We start from the raw sequence: 14,423 nt of genomic DNA on the forward strand, positions 1-14,423 counted from the left end.
AAAGGCATTGCAGGAGCGCTCCATGATTCGGCTCACCGCTGAACTCACCCCGGCTGGCACCAGTTACCTGGCGACCGGCCAAGGCCAGCCCGTGGTCTTGATCCACGGCGTGGGCCTGAACAAAGAAATGTGGGGCGGCCAGATCGTTGGCCTGTCTGCCCAATACCAGGTGATCGCCTACGACATGCTCGGCCACGGCGCCAGCCCGCGCCCGGCCAGCGGCACCGGCCTGCTCGGTTATGCCGATCAGTTGCTGGAGCTGCTCGATCACCTGAGTCTGCCTCAGGCTGCGGTGATCGGTTTCTCCATGGGTGGCTTGGTGGCGCGGGCGTTTGCCCTGCACTACCCGGAGCGCCTGCAAAGCCTGGTGGTACTCAACAGCGTGTTCAACCGCAGCGAAGAACAGCGCGCCGGGGTTATCGCCCGTACCGCGCAGGCGGCTGAACACGGCCCGGATGCCAACGCCGAAGCGGCGCTGTCGCGCTGGTTCAGCCGTGAATATCAGGCGGCCAACCCGGCGCAGATCGCGGCCATTCGTCAGACCCTGGCCGGCAACGATCCGCAGGGTTACCTGACCACTTATGAACTGTTCGCCACTCAGGACATGTACCGCGCCGACGACCTCGGCAGTATCCATGCGCCGACGCTGATCGCCACCGGCGAACTCGACCCCGGTTCCACCCCGGAAATGGCCGAGCAACTGGCCCGACGCATCCCCGGCGCGAAGGTTGCGGTGCTGCCCGAGCAACGGCATATGATGCCGGTAGAGTCGCCGCGCCTGGTCAACCAGACGCTGCTGGAATTTCTCGACTACGCACACTCCCGACAAAACCCTATAAAGGGGATCGTTGCATGACACTCGCACGCTTCCAGATGTGCATCGGCGGAGAATGGGTCGACGCCCTCTCCGGCAAGACTTTCACAAGCCTCAACCCGGCCAGCGCTCAGGCCTGGGCCGAGTTGCCTGACGCCGATGAAGCCGACGTCGAACGCGCCGTGCAAGCGGCGCAGACTGCCTTCGACAGCCCGGCCTGGCGCGGCCTCACCGCCACCGCACGCGGCAAACTGCTGCGGCGGCTCGGTGACCTGATCGCAGAAAACAAGGAACAACTGGCGCAGCTGGAAAGCCGCGACAACGGCAAACTGATCCGCGAAACCCGGGGTCAGGTCGGCTATCTGCCGGAGTTCTTCCACTACACCGCAGGCCTGGCCGACAAGCTCGAAGGCGGCACCCTGCCGCTGGATAAGCCCGACCTGTTTGCCTACACCGTGCACGAAGCGATGGGTGTGGTTGCCGCGATCATTCCGTGGAACAGCCCGCTGTACCTGACCGCGATCAAACTGGCCCCGGCCCTCGCCGCCGGCAACACCATCGTGATCAAGCCTTCCGAACACGCCTCGGCGACCATCCTTGAGCTGGCACGTCTGGCCCTCGAAGCCGGGATTCCGCCGGGCGTGGTCAACATTGTCACCGGGTACGGCCCGAGCACCGGCGCCGCCCTCACCCGCCATCCGCTGATCCGCAAGATCGCCTTCACCGGCGGCGCGGCCACGGCCCGGCACGTGGTGCGCAGCAGCGCCGAAAACTTCGCCAAGCTGTCGCTGGAACTCGGCGGCAAGTCGCCGAACATCATCTTCGCCGACGCCGATCTGGACAGCGCGATCAACGGCGCCATCGCCGGGATCTACGCCGCCTCGGGCCAGAGCTGCGTGTCCGGTTCTCGTTTGCTGGTACAGGACGAAATCTACGACGAGTTCGTCAATCGCCTGGTCGAACGCGCCCAGCGCATCCGCATCGGCAACCCGCAGGAAGACCACAGCGAAATGGGTCCGATGGCCACCGCGCAGCAATTGGCGGTGGTCGAAGGTCTGGTGGCTGATGCCCTTGCTGAAGGCGCGCGGTTGCGCACCGGCGGCAAGCGTCCGACCGATCTCGGTGACGGCTGGTTCTACGAGCCGACGCTGTTCGAGTGCGATCGCAACTCGATGAAGATCATGCAGGAAGAAGTCTTCGGCCCGGTGGCATCGGTGATTCGCTTCAAAGACGAAGCCGAGGCGCTGGCAATCGCCAACGACTCGCAATTCGGCCTCGCCGCCGGCATCTGGACTCGCGACCTGGGCCGCGCCCATCGTCTGGCGCGGGATGTGCGTTCGGGAATCATCTGGGTAAATACCTACCGTGCGGTGTCGGCGATGGCGCCGATCGGCGGCTTCAAGAACAGTGGCTATGGACGCGAAAGCGGCATCGATTCGGTGCTGGCCTACACCGAACTGAAAACGGTGTGGATCAATCTCTCTCAGGCGCCGATGCCTGATCCGTTTGTGATGCGCTAGGAGTCCTGCGACATGATCGAACCCGGCATTTACAAAGACGTCATGAGCTCGTTTCCGTCCGGAGTCACGGTGGTCACCACCCTCGACCCGGAGGGCGCCATCGTCGGCATCACCGCCAGCGCCTTCAGCGCGCTGTCGATTGATCCGGCGCTGGTGCTGTTCTGCCCCAACTATGCCTCCGACACCTACCCGGTGCTGCGCGACAGCAAGAAATTCGCAATCCATTTGCTGTCCGCCGACCAGACCGCTGAAGCCTATGCCTTTGCTGGTAAAGGCAAGGACAAGGCCAAGCACATCGAGTGGCATTTGAGCGAACTCGGTAACCCGATCCTCGCCAAGGCCACGGCGATCATTGAGTGCGAGTTGTGGCGTGAATACGACGGTGGTGATCACGCGATCATTGTCGGCGCGGTGAAGAACCTGATCCTGCCCGAGCAACCGGTGACGCCGATGATTTATCACAAGGGCAAGCTCGGGCCGTTGCCGACCCTGGCCTAATTGCCACACACGATTGCCAATGTGGGAGCGAGCCTGCTCGCGAAAGCGGTCGACCATTCAATATTTGCATCGACTGATACGACGCCTTCGCGAGCAGGCTCGCTCCCACAGGAAACAACTGTGATTGGAGGAATGATGAGTAACGAAAAGTACGAAAAAGGCCTGAAAATCCGCACCCAGGTGCTGGGCGAAGCCTATGTGCAGCGCTCGATCGAGAATGCCGACGACTTCACCCGCCCGCTGCAGGAAATGGTCACCGAATACTGCTGGGGCCACGTCTGGGGGCGTGAGGGTTTGTCGCTCAAGGAGCGCAGCATGATCAACCTGGCGATGATCTCGGCGCTCAACCGCCCGCACGAACTCAAGCTGCATGTGCGCGGCGCCTTGCGTAACGGCCTGAGTCGTGAGCAAATACGCGAAATTCTGCTTCAGGTCGGTATTTATTGCGGCGTCCCGGCAGCCGTGGACAGTTTCCGGCTCGCCCGTGAAGCCTTCGCCGAAGCCGACGCCGAGGCCTCCAGTTAACCCCTCGGCTGTTTAGATGCCCGTCTGGCATGGACAGCCAACTTAAAGAGCGGACCCCATGAAACGCCAGCCACTCGACGACAGCTTCAAGGTCAATCGCAACCCCGTTACCCTGCGCGAAATCGTGCTGGATAAACTGCGTAGCGCGATCATGAATTTCCAGCTCATGCCCGGTGATCGTCTGGTCGAACGCGATCTGTGCGATCGCCTCGGTGTCAGCCGCACATCGGTGCGCGAAGCCTTGCGTCACCTGGAGTCCGAAGGTCTGGTCGAGTTCGCCGATGCCAAAGGCCCACGGGTGGCGATCATTACCCTCGCCGATGCGGTCGACATCTATGAGCTGCGCTGCGTGCTCGAAGGTCTGATCGTCCAGCTGTTCACCCTGCGTGCCAAGGCCAAGGACATCAAGGCCCTGGAAAAAGCCCTCGACGAGAACCGCAAGGCGCTCAAGGACGGCGAACTGCAGCAGGTGATCGACTCGGTGCAGGGCTTCTACGACGTGCTGCTCGAAGGCTCGGGCAACCACGTTGCGGCCACTCAATTACGCCAGTTGCAAGCGCGCATCAGCTACCTGCGGGCGACCTCGGTGTCTCAGGAAAACCGTCGCGGCGCCAGTAACCACGAGATGGAAAAAATGGTTGAGGCGATCAAGAGCGGTGATCCACTGGCGGCGCATCAGGCCTGCGTCGATCACGTACGCGCGGCCGCCGCCGTGGCCCTCGACTACCTCAAGCGCAAACAGGAAGAGACCGGCGCCACGCCGAACATCACCCTGCCGATCGCGCTGAAAGAACCGCGCATAGGTCACTGACATGTTCAGCCCGAGCTTTTGCCCGAAATGCGGTGGCCCTGACCTCGGTCAGCAGGTACCGCCGGGCGATACGCACGAGCGCCTGATGTGCCGCGGCTGCGGCTACATCCACTACGTCAATCCGAAGATCATCGCCGGCTGCATCATCGAGCAGGACGGCAAATACCTCTTGTGCCAACGGGCGATCCCACCGCGTCCGGGCACCTGGACCCTGCCCGCCGGCTTCATGGAAAGCGGCGAGACCACCGAGCAGGCGGCGCTGCGCGAAGTCTGGGAAGAAAGCGGCGTGCGCGCGGAAATCGTCTCGCCGTATTCGATCTTCAGCGTGCCGAAGATCAGCGAGGTGTACATCATCTTCCGCGCCATCGCGCTGGAGATCACCGGGCAGTTCGGCCCTGAGACCCTCGACTACAAGTTCTTTGCCCCTGAGGACATTCCGTGGGAGCAGATCTATTACCCGGCGATCCGGCAGATTCTGGAGCGCTATATCGAGGAGCGTCAGGCCGGGGTCTATGGCATGTACATGGGCAATGACGACAGCGGCAAGATTCATTTCATGCGTTGATCAGCCGTCACTTGCAAGAGATACAGAGCCCGGCCCGATTCCTCGGTAGATAGGTGCTCAGTCCGGCATCGCACGAATGATATCCGCCAGATCATCTTTGGTGATTTCATTGGCTTTGAGAGCAGCGGAGATATCTTTTTTGGAGAGCGGGAAACGCTTGAAAATGTCTTTCAAGGTATCGGCATCAATATTGGCCAGCCAAAGAGGATCGATAAATGAACCGCCATATTCAGGCTTCATTGGGACCTCTTCGTGGGCAATGGCACCTTTGTGATTCAGATACACAACATAACGATCGTGCCCTTCTGGAAAGCTTTTATCGTGATATAGCGTTGTCCCCATCGGCAGGACATAGTAATTGTCATCGCCACCTTGCCCTTCGATCAGCAGGGGTTCTTTGGTTTTAATCATCTTCATAGTGTGTTCCTTTGCAGTATCGCCAAAAATCAGAAAAGCCATAAAGACTGCATTTACAAATAAAGCCGCCGTCAGCCAAAAGCCAATCTGCCTATTTGTAAACATTCTTTTTATCATAGTGCGCCTCAGTATTTCCTTCGAGCATGGCTTGTAAATCCGCAGGCATGAAAATCCCGTCCTGAGGTTTAGTCTGCGTGCGCGCAGCTTGCCTTTCCAGGAATGACAATCCACGCATTTCGCTATATTTAGACGGATTCTGCACGATTGGCTTACCCGAAATTTTGGCTCCTGCAATCGTTACAGTCGTGCAGTTATTGGTAGTTGGATGATAGTTGGACGGCAAAACATAGCGCGCAGACGTTGCTGTCTTTCTTCTCAGCTCCTTTTTCTGGGCGACAATACCGTCGAAGTGAGCGATAACGGCCTCAGCGGTTGCACTATCCAAAAAATAAACAAAGCCAGTTGTTGTGCGCCCCAAGCTGTTCTCACCCGAGATGTACGCTTTGAAGGATGTCCAAACGTTCAGCACTCCCTCCCCTTCGCTATCAAACGTCCCCCAGGTTTTTCCATAGCGCCCAAAGTCATAGGTGATGTCTTTAGAACCAACCACTACATGTAAAGCAGCATGCCCGAAAGGATGCTCTTCCTTGTCACGGGTGTAAGGGCCACCCACAAGTATCTCCATATATGCACCCGACACGACGACTTGGTTGGTTTTCGTAGTTTTCCCCGATGCGCCTGTACTTTTTGCTGCCTGTGTTGTGCTGGTAGTTTTAGTAGGCTGAACCATTAAAGATGTTCCGTATCTTCAAGTTTCGGGAATTTTATACTGCAACTTCCCCTTGGAATGTTTGCGACATGCACGAAGCCGTTTTCGTCAAGGACGCCTGTCATCAACGTTCCATCGGGGAGTGTCAGTTCGTACGCCTCGTTGGCGACAGGCTCATCTCTATCGTTCAGCAACTGAAACTCGACAAACGTCTTTTCTTTCAGGAACTGCGAGAAAAAGCTAGTGGGCGCCCCTCCACCGGATTCACCCACGAAGGTATCGGGAGACCCGGCAGTGATCGTCGCTCCGCACGCTGTCTGCGAGCCGACGTGTGCTACATCTTTTCCCAGCCCGAACACGTGAGGAGCACCGGACGTTATGGGATTACTGCCGTGAACAGGGCAGGAATAGGTGTCTCCTACCAAAGCTACAGGCATCGAGTTAACGAAAATTGGGCTCGATCCAGTGGTGATATTTCCGCCGTGACTTCCTGGATCTCCAAGTCGCGCTACTGGCTTTCCTGCCATTGTTTCTCTCCTTTGAACATCACAATGGCTGGATAGTAACCGATCCTTGATCACTCCTGAACGAGCAAAGTACGAAACGGAACCGGCTTACAGGACACGCAGCGTTTTCCGGCGCGACTCTGGTTGACGACCCTAGTCCCACTCCCTATCCTCGCGCCTGTCACGACTCATTCGTGATCGGGTTTGACGGCCCGTAATCTTCTCACGACGTGCATAGCCTTCTCTGCTCGAGCACTCCTGTGTCCGATGCATTCTTAATGGCGACTGTGCGGGGGGCATCTTCGGATGCGCCGGTGTCCGTGAGAGCCGGTCCGTCAACCCACGCACAGTTGCCACCCAATTTCGTTTGACGGCGTTTTTGTGGCAGCTCTACTGGATCTTACGGAGCTACACCCATGACGGAATCGACCATAGAAATCATCCCCTACACTTGCCGCGATCGACTCAGACAATTCCTAGTCGACAATATGTCGATAGCGCTGAGAAGAACCTTCACATGTAATCTTCAGGCAGGTGCTGGCGTATGAATACCCACATTTCTATGACCCACAACGAAGACAGCATTCCAGTGCTCCTGGTCTCAACACAGGCACCGCTGGACATTTTGCACAGCAGCGCGGCGAGCAGGTTTTTGGCAGCTACACAGATGATGGAAAGCCTCGCCAGCCTGGATATCTCAGCTGCCAAGGGTGTCGATGTGCAGCAACTCGCCCACGCAGCAGCGATTTTGCTTCGTGATGGCTGTGATGTAATGGACGTATTAGGGCGGAAGATTCAAGCACAAGGCTGAGCAAAGAATCACAGTCCTTAACCGCTGATAGCTGCGATCTTCTGATCACGAAAAAGAGCATCAAAAGATCGCAGCTGGACTCGTAAACAAGCGCTTACGGCGCCATCCCTTCCACAATAATGATCTCCGCCCTCGCCCACTCCTCGCGGTAGCTTCTCGCCTCCTGATACGCCGCCGAGCGGTAGCACGCCACCGCCTGTTCGTAGTTGTCGAATTCGATCACCACGCTGCGCTGGGGCGTCGTCTGGCCTTCCATCGCTTCGCTGCGCCCGCCCCTGGCCAAGAATTTCGCGCCGAACTTGGCGAACGCTTTCGGCGCGCGCTGGGTGTATTGGCTGTAGTGCTCGGCATCGTCGACATCCACGTGGGCAATCCAGTACGCCTTCATAGTGACCTCTTTGTTGATTTTGTATTATGGTATACCAATATTATTTGCAACCAACCCTGAGAGTCCAGCATGGCCTTCAACAGCATCGAAGAAATCCTCGAAGATTATCGCCTCGGCAAAATGGTCCTGCTGGTCGATGACGAAGATCGGGAAAACGAAGGCGACCTGCTGCTGGCCGCCGATTGTTGCACGCCCGAAGCGATCAGCTTCATGGCCCGTGAAGCACGCGGGCTGATTTGCCTGACACTGACCGACGAGCACTGCCAGCGCCTGGGCCTTGAGCAAATGGTGCCGAGCAACGGCAGCGTGTTCAGTACCGCGTTTACCGTGTCGATTGAAGCGGCGGTCGGGGTCACTACTGGCATTTCTGCGGCTGACCGCGCGCGTACGGTTGCGGCCGCCGTCGCTAAAGACGCCCGCGCCGAAGATCTGGTGCAGCCTGGGCACATCTTCCCGCTGCGCGCCAAGGAAGGCGGCGTGCTGACCCGCGCCGGCCACACCGAAGCCGGCTGCGACCTTGCCCGCCTCGCCGGTTTCACCCCGGCCTCGGTGATCGTCGAGGTGATGAACGACGACGGCACCATGGCCCGCCGCCCGGATCTGGAAGTGTTCGCCCGCAAGCACGGGATCAAGATCGGCACCATCGCTGACCTGATTCATTATCGCCTGAGCACCGAGCACACCATCGAACGCATCGGCGAACGTGAGTTGCCGACGGTGCATGGCACGTTCCGTCTGATCACTTTCGAAGACCGCATCGAGGGTGGCGTGCACATGGCGATGGTGATGGGCGATCTGCGCCGCGAAGAGCCGACGCTGGTGCGTGTGCATGTGATTGATCCGCTGCGTGATCTGGTCGGCGCCGAGTACAGCGGGCCAAGCAACTGGACGCTGTGGGCGGCGTTGCAACGGGTCGCGGCGGAAGGTCATGGCGTTGTGGTGGTGTTGGCCAATCATGAATCGTCGCAGGCGCTACTCGAGCGCGTGCCGCAACTGACCCAGCCGCCTAGGCAGTTCAGTCGCTCGCAATCGCGGATTTATTCGGAGGTGGGTACCGGGGCGCAGATTCTGCAGAACCTGGGCGTCGGCAAGCTGCGGCATCTTGGGCCGCCGCTGAAGTATGCGGGGCTGACCGGGTATGACCTGGAAGTGGTCGAGAGCATCCCCTTCAGCGAATAATCCACGCCAACCACAATTCCAACTGTAGGAGTGAGCCTGCTCGCGATAGCGGTGGATCAGCCAACATCATCGCAGAACGTCACACCGCTTTCGCGAGCAGGCTCACTCCTACAGGGTTTTGCATTTCAATTTAATTCCCTCGAGCTCACAAAAAGCCCATCCGCCAGATAACCGGTAAGGCAAAGTGCTTGCACAAAGTTTGGAATACCATAATATGATATTCCATAGACCGGACGACCTGAAAAACCGTCCGGCTACTGCTCCCGACAGGCGGGCAACAACGCAAGCCCGCTCAAAAACACAACAATGAGGGCGTAAAAATGGTGTTGAACAAAGCTGCAACCGCAATCCTTTTTGCGGGACTGCTGAGCGTGACCGGCCAGGCTGCAATGGCCGCCGAAAGCGTGAACTTCGTCAGCTGGGGCGGTAGCACCCAGGATGCGCAGAAACAGGCCTGGGCCGATCCATTCAGCAAGGCCAGCGGCATCACCGTGGTGCAGGACGGCCCGACCGATTACGGCAAACTCAAGGCCATGGTCGAAAGCGGTAACGTGCAGTGGGACGTGGTCGATGTCGAAGCCGATTTCGCCCTGCGCGCCGCCGCTGAAGGCCTGCTCGAACCCCTCGATTTCAAAGTCATCCAGCGCGACAAGATCGACCCGCGTTTCGTCAGCGACTACGGCGTCGGCTCGTTCTTCTTCTCCTTCGTCCTCGGCTACAACGAGGGCAAGCTCGGCGCCGCCAAGCCGCAAGACTGGACCGCGCTGTTCGACACCAAGACCTACCCCGGCAAACGCGCCCTGTACAAATGGCCAAGCCCTGGCGTGCTCGAACTGGCGCTGCTGGCCGACGGCGTAGCGGCTGACAAGCTCTACCCGCTGGACCTTGATCGCGCCTTCAAGAAACTCGACACCATCAAGAAAGACATCGTCTGGTGGGGCGGCGGCGCGCAGTCGCAGCAACTGCTGGCCTCCGGTGAAGCGAGCATGGGCCAGTTCTGGAACGGCCGCATTCACGCCCTGCAGGAAGACGGCGCACCGGTCGGCGTGAGCTGGAAACAGAACCTGGTCATGGCCGACATTCTGGTAATTCCAAAAGGCTCGAAAAACAAGGACGCGGCGATGAAGTTTCTGGCCAACGCCAGCAGTGCCAAAGGCCAGGCCGACTTCTCCAACCTGACCGCCTACGCCCCGGTCAACGTCGACAGCGTGGCGCGCCTGGACTCGGTGCTGGCCCCGAACCTGCCGACGGCCTACGCCAAGGATCAGATCACTCTTGATTTCGCGTACTGGGCCAAGAACGGCCCGGCCATCGCGACACGGTGGAACGAATGGCTGGTCAAATGAAAATGGCGGCTGCTGCGCCTCGTCCTGCAACGGTGACCGGGAGCGCCACCGGCGTTGCCGGCTCGACCCACACCTTCAGACAACGCTGGAAAGGTGCCGGCAATCTCGCCCCGGCACTATTGTTCCTCGGTTTGTTCTTCCTCGCGCCGTTGATTGGCCTGTTGTTGCGCGGCGTGCTGGAACCGACCCCGGGCCTTGGCAACTATGAACAATTGTTCGCCAACTCGGCGTATGCGCGGGTGCTGCTCAACACCTTTTCGGTAGCCGGGCTGGTGACGATTTTCAGCCTGTTGCTGGGCTTCCCGCTGGCTTGGGCGATCACGTTGGTGCCGCGCGGCTGGGGCCGCTGGATCCTCAATATCGTGCTGCTATCGATGTGGACCAGCCTGCTCGCCCGCACCTATTCGTGGCTGGTGTTGCTGCAAGCCTCGGGGGTGATCAACAAGGCGCTGATGGCGCTGGGCATCATAGATCAGCCGCTGGAAATGGTGCACAACCTGACCGGCGTGGTGATCGGCATGAGCTACATCATGATCCCGTTCATCGTCCTGCCGTTGCAGGCGACCATGCAGGCCATCGACCCGATGATTCTCCAAGCCGGCTCGATCTGCGGCGCCAGCCCGTGGACCAACTTCTTCCGGGTGTTCCTGCCGCTGTGCCGGCCAGGTCTGGCGTCCGGTGGGTTGATGGTGTTCGTGATGTCGCTCGGTTACTACGTCACCCCGGCGCTGCTGGGTGGGGCGCAGAACATGATGCTGCCGGAGTTCATCATTCAGCAGGTGCAATCGTTCCTCAACTGGGGCCTGGCCAGTGCCGGCGCCGCGTTGCTGATCGCGATCACGCTGGTGCTGTTCTACTTCTACCTGAAGCTTCAGCCGGAATCCCCGGTTGGCGCCAGCAATGCGAGGTAAGCCGAGATGCTCCTGACTCCCAATGCCATGAGCCGGCGGATGCGTTTCGGGCTCTACGCAACCACCGGTTTGATCGGCCTGTTCCTGCTGTTGCCGATAGTCTTCATCGTCCTGCTGTCGTTCGGCTCATCGCAGTGGCTGGTGTTCCCGCCGCCGGGCTGGACGCTGAAATGGTACGGCCAGTTCTTCTCCAACGCCGACTGGATGAGCGCTGCGGCGGCCAGCCTCAAGGTCGCCGTGTTGACCACAATCTGCGCCGTGGCCCTCGGTCTGCCAACCGCATTTGCTCTGGTGCGCGGGCGTTTTCCCGGACGGGAAATGCTCTACGGCCTGTTCACCCTGCCGATGATCGTGCCGCTGGTGATCATCGCCGTGGCGGTGTACGCGCTGTTTCTCAAGCTCGGTTACACCGGGACCATGTTTGCGTTTGTGGTCAGCCATGTGATCGTCGCGCTGCCGTTCACCATCATCTCGATCATCAACTCGCTGAAGCTGTTCGATCAGTCGATTGAAGACGCGGCGGTGATCTGCGGTGCCTCACGCCTGCAAGCGGTGTTCAAGGTGACGTTCCCGGCGATTCGCCCGGGCATGGTGGCCGGCGCCCTCTTCGCCTTTCTGGTTTCGTGGGACGAAGTAGTGCTCAGCGTGATGATGGCTAGCCCGACCCTGCAAACTCTTCCCGTGAAAATGTGGACCACCCTGCGCCAGGACCTGACCCCGGTGATTGCCGTCGCTTCGACGCTGCTGATCGGCCTGTCGGTATTGGTCATGGTGATCGCCGCCGCGCTGCGCCGGCGCAACGAAATCCGCGCCTGAGCGCCCAGGAGTACGACATGAGTGCCGTGATCAAAGACGCATCCCAGCAGAACGACAAACCCCTGGTCAGCCTGCGCAATCTGAACAAGCACTACGGCGACTTTGCCGCCGTCGACAACATCTCGCTGGACATCAAGGACGGCGAGTTCCTGACCTTCCTCGGCTCCAGCGGCTCGGGCAAAAGCACCACGCTGTCGATGCTCGCCGGGTTCGAAACCCCGAGCAGTGGCGAGATCCTGGTCAACGGTCAGTCGCTGGTCAACGTGCCGCCGCACAAGCGCGACATCGGCATGGTGTTCCAGCGCTATTCGCTGTTCCCGCATCTGTCGGTGCGCGACAACATCGCTTTCCCGTTGGCGATTCGCAAACTCGCTGCCGCCGAACGTGACAAGCGTGTCGATGCGATGTTGAAACTGGTGCAGCTCGAACAATTCGCCCATCGCCGCCCTTCGCAGTTGTCTGGCGGACAACAGCAACGCGTCGCCATCGCCCGGGCGCTGGTCTACGAGCCACGTATTCTGTTGATGGACGAACCCCTCGGTGCGCTGGACAAAAAACTGCGTGAAGACTTGCAGGATGAACTGCGCCAGCTGCATCGGCGCCTGGGCATCACCATCGTCTACGTGACCCACGATCAGGAAGAAGCCATGCGCCTGTCGCAGCGCATCGCAATTTTCAGTCACGGCAAGATTGTTGGCCTGGGCAGCGGTTATGACCTGTATCAGAATCCGCCGAACGCGTTTGTCGCGTCATTCCTCGGCAACTCGAACTTCCTCAAGCTCAAGGCGCAGGGCAATGCGGCGGCTTCGTTTGAAGGACAGTCATTGTCGATTCGCCTGACCGCCGGGCTGCACACCGATCAGGACGTGTTGTTGATGGTGCGGCCGGAAAAGGCTGTGGCACTGAGCGTGCAGCAGGCGAGCGAGGAGCCGCTGGCAGCGGGTTGGAATGAGGTGTCGGCCAAGGTCGTGGAGGTGCTGTTTCTTGGCGAAAGCCAGACGTGCAGCGTGGTGACGTCGGGCGGTACTTCGATGACGGTGAAAGCGCTGTCGGCGGCGGGCATGCCGCTCAAGGCTGGCGATCCGGTGCGAGTGCGCTGGGCCACGGCGGATGCCTGCGTCTACACCGAATGGGCTGAAAGCGACCTCAACAAAGCGGCCGGTTCTCACTGAGAATCTCGGCAGCACCGCAAATCCCCCCTGTGGGAGCGGGCTTGCTCGCGAAGGCGACGTGTCAGTCACTGTTTATGTTGAATGACACACCGCATTCGCGAGCAAGCCCGCTCCCACAGGGGTCTGGTGGTGTTCAGGCGATCGGGGTGAAACCTTCCATTGCGTCCGGCCACGCCGTGAGAATTTCGAAGCCGGTTTCGGTCACCGCGACCATATGCTCCCACTGCGCCGACAGCGAGCCATCCTTGGTCAGCACGGTCCAGCCATCCGGCATGTTCTTCACATGACGCTTGCCGGCATTGAGCATCGGCTCGACGGTGAAGATCATCCCCGCCTTGAGCTTCATGCCCTGATTGGGGAAACCGTAATGCAGGATCTGCGGTTCATCGTGATACACCTTGCCAATGCCATGCCCGCAATACTCGCGCACCACGCTGAAACCTTCGCTCTCCGCCAGGCTCTGGATCGCATGACCGATGTCGCCCAGTGTCGCGCCTGGACGCACCCTGCGAATGCCGGCGCACATGGCGTCGTAGGTGGTCTTGATCAGGTGTTGTGCTTCAGGCGTCGCCTCGCCGACCACGTACATGCGGCTGGTGTCGCCGAACCAGCCGTCCTTGATTACCGCGATGTCGAGATTGACGATGTCGCCGTCTTTCAACGGTGTGCCCGACGGGATGCCGTGGCACACCACGTCGTTGACCGAGGCGCAGACGGTTTTCGGGAAACCGTGATAACCGACGTTGGCCGGAATGGCTTTCTGCACATTGACGATGTAATTGTTGCACAACCGATCCAGCTCATCGGTCGTCACCCCAGCCTTGACGTGCGGCACCAGCATCGCCAGCACTTCGGCGGCGAGTTTGCCCGCCGCACGCGACTTCGCGATTTCCGCAGGGGTATTGATCTTGATCTGGTTTCTCATGCGCTGACGGCTTCCTGAGTCAGTTGATGCAGATCCAGCCCGCCGTTCTGTTCGGCGCGGATCAGCAAGCGGCAAATGGCGCTGTGGTCGAGGTTGGGGTGCAGCTCGGCGAGCATGCCGATGCGCATCCAGTGCTCGGCCTGCGCGTTGATCGAGCGGCTGAGCGCGGTGCTGGAGATGCGCAGGTTCTCGTGCATGTCTTCTGAAATCTTTACGATGCCCATATCCGAATCCGATACGAAGTGTATATGGATCGTATATTAGCCAAGGGACGCCCACGATTGCAAACCTTGCGCACGGCCTGCCAAATCGCGGGCAAAAAAAAGCTGCCCAAAGAGGCAGCAAAAACTTTAAGAACACGCGATGTATTGGGGTCAGGATAGACGCCGGATAATGACAGTGTCATGACAGTCAACAATTCACTGAACCGCCCCTGCCCCGTCATCAGGA

18 protein-coding genes and 1 pseudogene are annotated in these 14,423 nt (G+C 59.5%); 13 read left to right on the plus strand and 6 right to left on the minus strand.

What is annotated here, in order from left to right; all coding sequences use genetic code 11:
* Nucleotides 1-22 precede the first annotated feature (22 nt).
* The 6 genes from HDC30_RS02040 (at nucleotide 23) to HDC30_RS02065 (ending at nucleotide 4,733) form a co-directional block, all read left to right on the plus strand.
* Nucleotides 23-856: an alpha/beta fold hydrolase gene (locus HDC30_RS02040; protein ID WP_183780376.1), complete on the plus strand. Its 834-nt coding sequence runs from the start codon at nucleotides 23-25 to the stop codon at nucleotides 854-856.
* Nucleotides 853-2,334: an aldehyde dehydrogenase gene (locus tag HDC30_RS02045; protein WP_183780379.1), complete on the plus strand. Its 1,482-nt coding sequence runs from the start codon at nucleotides 853-855 to the stop codon at nucleotides 2,332-2,334. Before HDC30_RS02040 ends, HDC30_RS02045 begins: the two co-directional genes overlap by 4 nt.
* Nucleotides 2,335-2,346: 12 nt before the next feature.
* The gene (locus HDC30_RS02050) at nucleotides 2,347-2,832 is read left to right on the plus strand and encodes a flavin reductase family protein (RefSeq protein WP_003225715.1); all 486 of its coding nucleotides are present in this window, start codon (nucleotides 2,347-2,349) and stop codon (nucleotides 2,830-2,832) included.
* Between the two features lie 135 nt (nucleotides 2,833-2,967).
* Entirely contained in the window at nucleotides 2,968-3,357 is a 390-nt protein-coding gene (locus HDC30_RS02055) for a carboxymuconolactone decarboxylase family protein (protein ID WP_007968634.1), read from the plus strand.
* A 58-nt stretch (nucleotides 3,358-3,415) separates the two neighbouring features.
* Nucleotides 3,416-4,168 carry a GntR family transcriptional regulator gene (locus HDC30_RS02060; protein ID WP_007968636.1) on the plus strand — a complete coding sequence of 251 codons (753 nt, stop codon included), beginning with the start codon at nucleotides 3,416-3,418 and terminating at the stop codon, nucleotides 4,166-4,168.
* A gap of 1 nt (nucleotide 4,169) precedes the next feature.
* The gene (locus HDC30_RS02065; protein ID WP_047293875.1) at nucleotides 4,170-4,733 is read left to right on the plus strand and encodes an NUDIX hydrolase; all 564 of its coding nucleotides are present in this window, start codon (nucleotides 4,170-4,172) and stop codon (nucleotides 4,731-4,733) included.
* A gap of 57 nt (nucleotides 4,734-4,790) precedes the next feature.
* On the opposite strand, the gene HDC30_RS02070 is transcribed toward HDC30_RS02065, so the two are convergent.
* From HDC30_RS02070 to HDC30_RS02080, 3 genes are read right to left on the minus strand one after another with little or no spacing between them, the layout of a single operon-like run.
* Nucleotides 4,791-5,267: a hypothetical protein gene (locus HDC30_RS02070; protein ID WP_047293872.1), complete on the minus strand. Its 477-nt coding sequence runs from the start codon at nucleotides 5,265-5,267 to the stop codon at nucleotides 4,791-4,793.
* The gene (locus HDC30_RS02075) at nucleotides 5,242-5,940 is read right to left on the minus strand and encodes a hypothetical protein (RefSeq protein WP_052912742.1); all 699 of its coding nucleotides are present in this window, start codon (nucleotides 5,938-5,940) and stop codon (nucleotides 5,242-5,244) included. The genes HDC30_RS02070 and HDC30_RS02075 overlap by 26 nt, the downstream gene beginning before the upstream one ends.
* A complete protein-coding gene (locus tag HDC30_RS02080; protein WP_080963269.1) occupies nucleotides 5,940-6,446 on the minus strand; it encodes a PAAR domain-containing protein in 507 nt (168 codons plus the stop codon). Before HDC30_RS02080 ends, HDC30_RS02075 begins: the two co-directional genes overlap by 1 nt.
* A 523-nt stretch (nucleotides 6,447-6,969) precedes the next feature.
* Here HDC30_RS02080 and HDC30_RS02085 point away from each other — a divergent pair.
* Entirely contained in the window at nucleotides 6,970-7,236 is a 267-nt protein-coding gene (locus HDC30_RS02085; protein ID WP_047293867.1) for a hypothetical protein, read from the plus strand.
* Nucleotides 7,237-7,330: 94 nt separating this feature from the next.
* Here HDC30_RS02085 and HDC30_RS02090 read toward each other — a convergent pair whose 3' ends face one another.
* Nucleotides 7,331-7,624 carry a DUF1330 domain-containing protein gene (locus HDC30_RS02090; RefSeq protein WP_183780382.1) on the minus strand — a complete coding sequence of 98 codons (294 nt, stop codon included), beginning with the start codon at nucleotides 7,622-7,624 and terminating at the stop codon, nucleotides 7,331-7,333.
* A 69-nt stretch (nucleotides 7,625-7,693) separates the two neighbouring features.
* Between HDC30_RS02090 and ribBA the strand changes: the two genes are divergently transcribed.
* The 6 genes and pseudogenes from ribBA to HDC30_RS29030 all read left to right on the plus strand — a co-directional run.
* Nucleotides 7,694-8,803: a bifunctional 3,4-dihydroxy-2-butanone-4-phosphate synthase/GTP cyclohydrolase II gene (ribBA, locus tag HDC30_RS02095; RefSeq protein ID WP_086790931.1), complete on the plus strand. Its 1,110-nt coding sequence runs from the start codon at nucleotides 7,694-7,696 to the stop codon at nucleotides 8,801-8,803.
* A gap of 320 nt (nucleotides 8,804-9,123) precedes the next feature.
* Nucleotides 9,124-10,149, plus strand: coding sequence for an ABC transporter substrate-binding protein (locus tag HDC30_RS02100; RefSeq protein WP_150368771.1), 1,026 nt, complete (start codon nucleotides 9,124-9,126; stop codon nucleotides 10,147-10,149).
* Nucleotides 10,146-11,060, plus strand: a complete 915-nt coding sequence (locus HDC30_RS02105; RefSeq protein WP_183781304.1) for an ABC transporter permease — start codon at nucleotides 10,146-10,148, stop codon at nucleotides 11,058-11,060. The genes HDC30_RS02100 and HDC30_RS02105 overlap by 4 nt, the downstream gene beginning before the upstream one ends.
* A 6-nt stretch (nucleotides 11,061-11,066) precedes the next feature.
* The gene (locus tag HDC30_RS02110; RefSeq protein ID WP_183780385.1) at nucleotides 11,067-11,876 is read left to right on the plus strand and encodes an ABC transporter permease; all 810 of its coding nucleotides are present in this window, start codon (nucleotides 11,067-11,069) and stop codon (nucleotides 11,874-11,876) included.
* A gap of 17 nt (nucleotides 11,877-11,893) precedes the next feature.
* A complete protein-coding gene (locus HDC30_RS02115) occupies nucleotides 11,894-13,048 on the plus strand; it encodes an ABC transporter ATP-binding protein (RefSeq protein ID WP_150368775.1) in 1,155 nt (384 codons plus the stop codon).
* Nucleotides 13,045-13,176, plus strand: a pseudogene (locus tag HDC30_RS29030) (metal ABC transporter ATP-binding protein); the annotation flags it as partial. The gene HDC30_RS02115 and the pseudogene HDC30_RS29030, both read left to right, overlap by 4 nt.
* A 5-nt stretch (nucleotides 13,177-13,181) precedes the next feature.
* On the opposite strand, the gene map reads toward HDC30_RS29030, so the two are convergent.
* Nucleotides 13,182-13,973, minus strand: coding sequence for a type I methionyl aminopeptidase (gene map / locus HDC30_RS02120; protein ID WP_183780388.1), 792 nt, complete (start codon nucleotides 13,971-13,973; stop codon nucleotides 13,182-13,184).
* Nucleotides 13,970-14,197 (minus strand): ParD-like family protein, encoded by a 228-nt coding sequence (locus HDC30_RS02125; protein ID WP_025111624.1) that lies wholly within the window; start codon nucleotides 14,195-14,197, stop codon nucleotides 13,970-13,972. The genes map and HDC30_RS02125 overlap by 4 nt, the downstream gene beginning before the upstream one ends.
* Nucleotides 14,198-14,423 lie beyond the last annotated feature (226 nt).

It is taken from the genome of Pseudomonas sp. JAI115, assembly GCF_014200835.1.
GTDB lineage: Bacteria > Pseudomonadota > Gammaproteobacteria > Pseudomonadales > Pseudomonadaceae > Aquipseudomonas > Aquipseudomonas putida_A.

Bases quoted from the DNA above. Each gene is read 5' to 3' on its own strand.
- HDC30_RS02040 (WP_183780376.1), top strand. From the start codon at position 23: ATGATTCGGCTCACCGCTGAACTCACCCCGGCTGGCACCAGTTACCTG.
- HDC30_RS02045 (WP_183780379.1), top strand. From the start codon at position 853: ATGACACTCGCACGCTTCCAGATGTGCATCGGCGGAGAATGGGTCGAC.
- HDC30_RS02050 (WP_003225715.1), top strand. From the start codon at position 2,347: ATGATCGAACCCGGCATTTACAAAGACGTCATGAGCTCGTTTCCGTCC.
- HDC30_RS02055 (WP_007968634.1), top strand. From the start codon at position 2,968: ATGAGTAACGAAAAGTACGAAAAAGGCCTGAAAATCCGCACCCAGGTG.
- HDC30_RS02060 (WP_007968636.1), top strand. From the start codon at position 3,416: ATGAAACGCCAGCCACTCGACGACAGCTTCAAGGTCAATCGCAACCCC.
- HDC30_RS02065 (WP_047293875.1), top strand. From the start codon at position 4,170: ATGTTCAGCCCGAGCTTTTGCCCGAAATGCGGTGGCCCTGACCTCGGT.
- HDC30_RS02070 (WP_047293872.1), bottom strand. From the start codon at position 5,267: ATGATAAAAAGAATGTTTACAAATAGGCAGATTGGCTTTTGGCTGACG.
- HDC30_RS02075 (WP_052912742.1), bottom strand. From the start codon at position 5,940: ATGGTTCAGCCTACTAAAACTACCAGCACAACACAGGCAGCAAAAAGT.
- HDC30_RS02080 (WP_080963269.1), bottom strand. From the start codon at position 6,446: ATGGCAGGAAAGCCAGTAGCGCGACTTGGAGATCCAGGAAGTCACGGC.
- HDC30_RS02085 (WP_047293867.1), top strand. From the start codon at position 6,970: ATGAATACCCACATTTCTATGACCCACAACGAAGACAGCATTCCAGTG.
- HDC30_RS02090 (WP_183780382.1), bottom strand. From the start codon at position 7,624: ATGAAGGCGTACTGGATTGCCCACGTGGATGTCGACGATGCCGAGCAC.
- ribBA (WP_086790931.1), top strand. From the start codon at position 7,694: ATGGCCTTCAACAGCATCGAAGAAATCCTCGAAGATTATCGCCTCGGC.
- HDC30_RS02100 (WP_150368771.1), top strand. From the start codon at position 9,124: ATGGTGTTGAACAAAGCTGCAACCGCAATCCTTTTTGCGGGACTGCTG.
- HDC30_RS02105 (WP_183781304.1), top strand. From the start codon at position 10,146: ATGAAAATGGCGGCTGCTGCGCCTCGTCCTGCAACGGTGACCGGGAGC.
- HDC30_RS02110 (WP_183780385.1), top strand. From the start codon at position 11,067: ATGCTCCTGACTCCCAATGCCATGAGCCGGCGGATGCGTTTCGGGCTC.
- HDC30_RS02115 (WP_150368775.1), top strand. From the start codon at position 11,894: ATGAGTGCCGTGATCAAAGACGCATCCCAGCAGAACGACAAACCCCTG.
- map (WP_183780388.1), bottom strand. From the start codon at position 13,973: ATGAGAAACCAGATCAAGATCAATACCCCTGCGGAAATCGCGAAGTCG.
- HDC30_RS02125 (WP_025111624.1), bottom strand. From the start codon at position 14,197: ATGGGCATCGTAAAGATTTCAGAAGACATGCACGAGAACCTGCGCATC.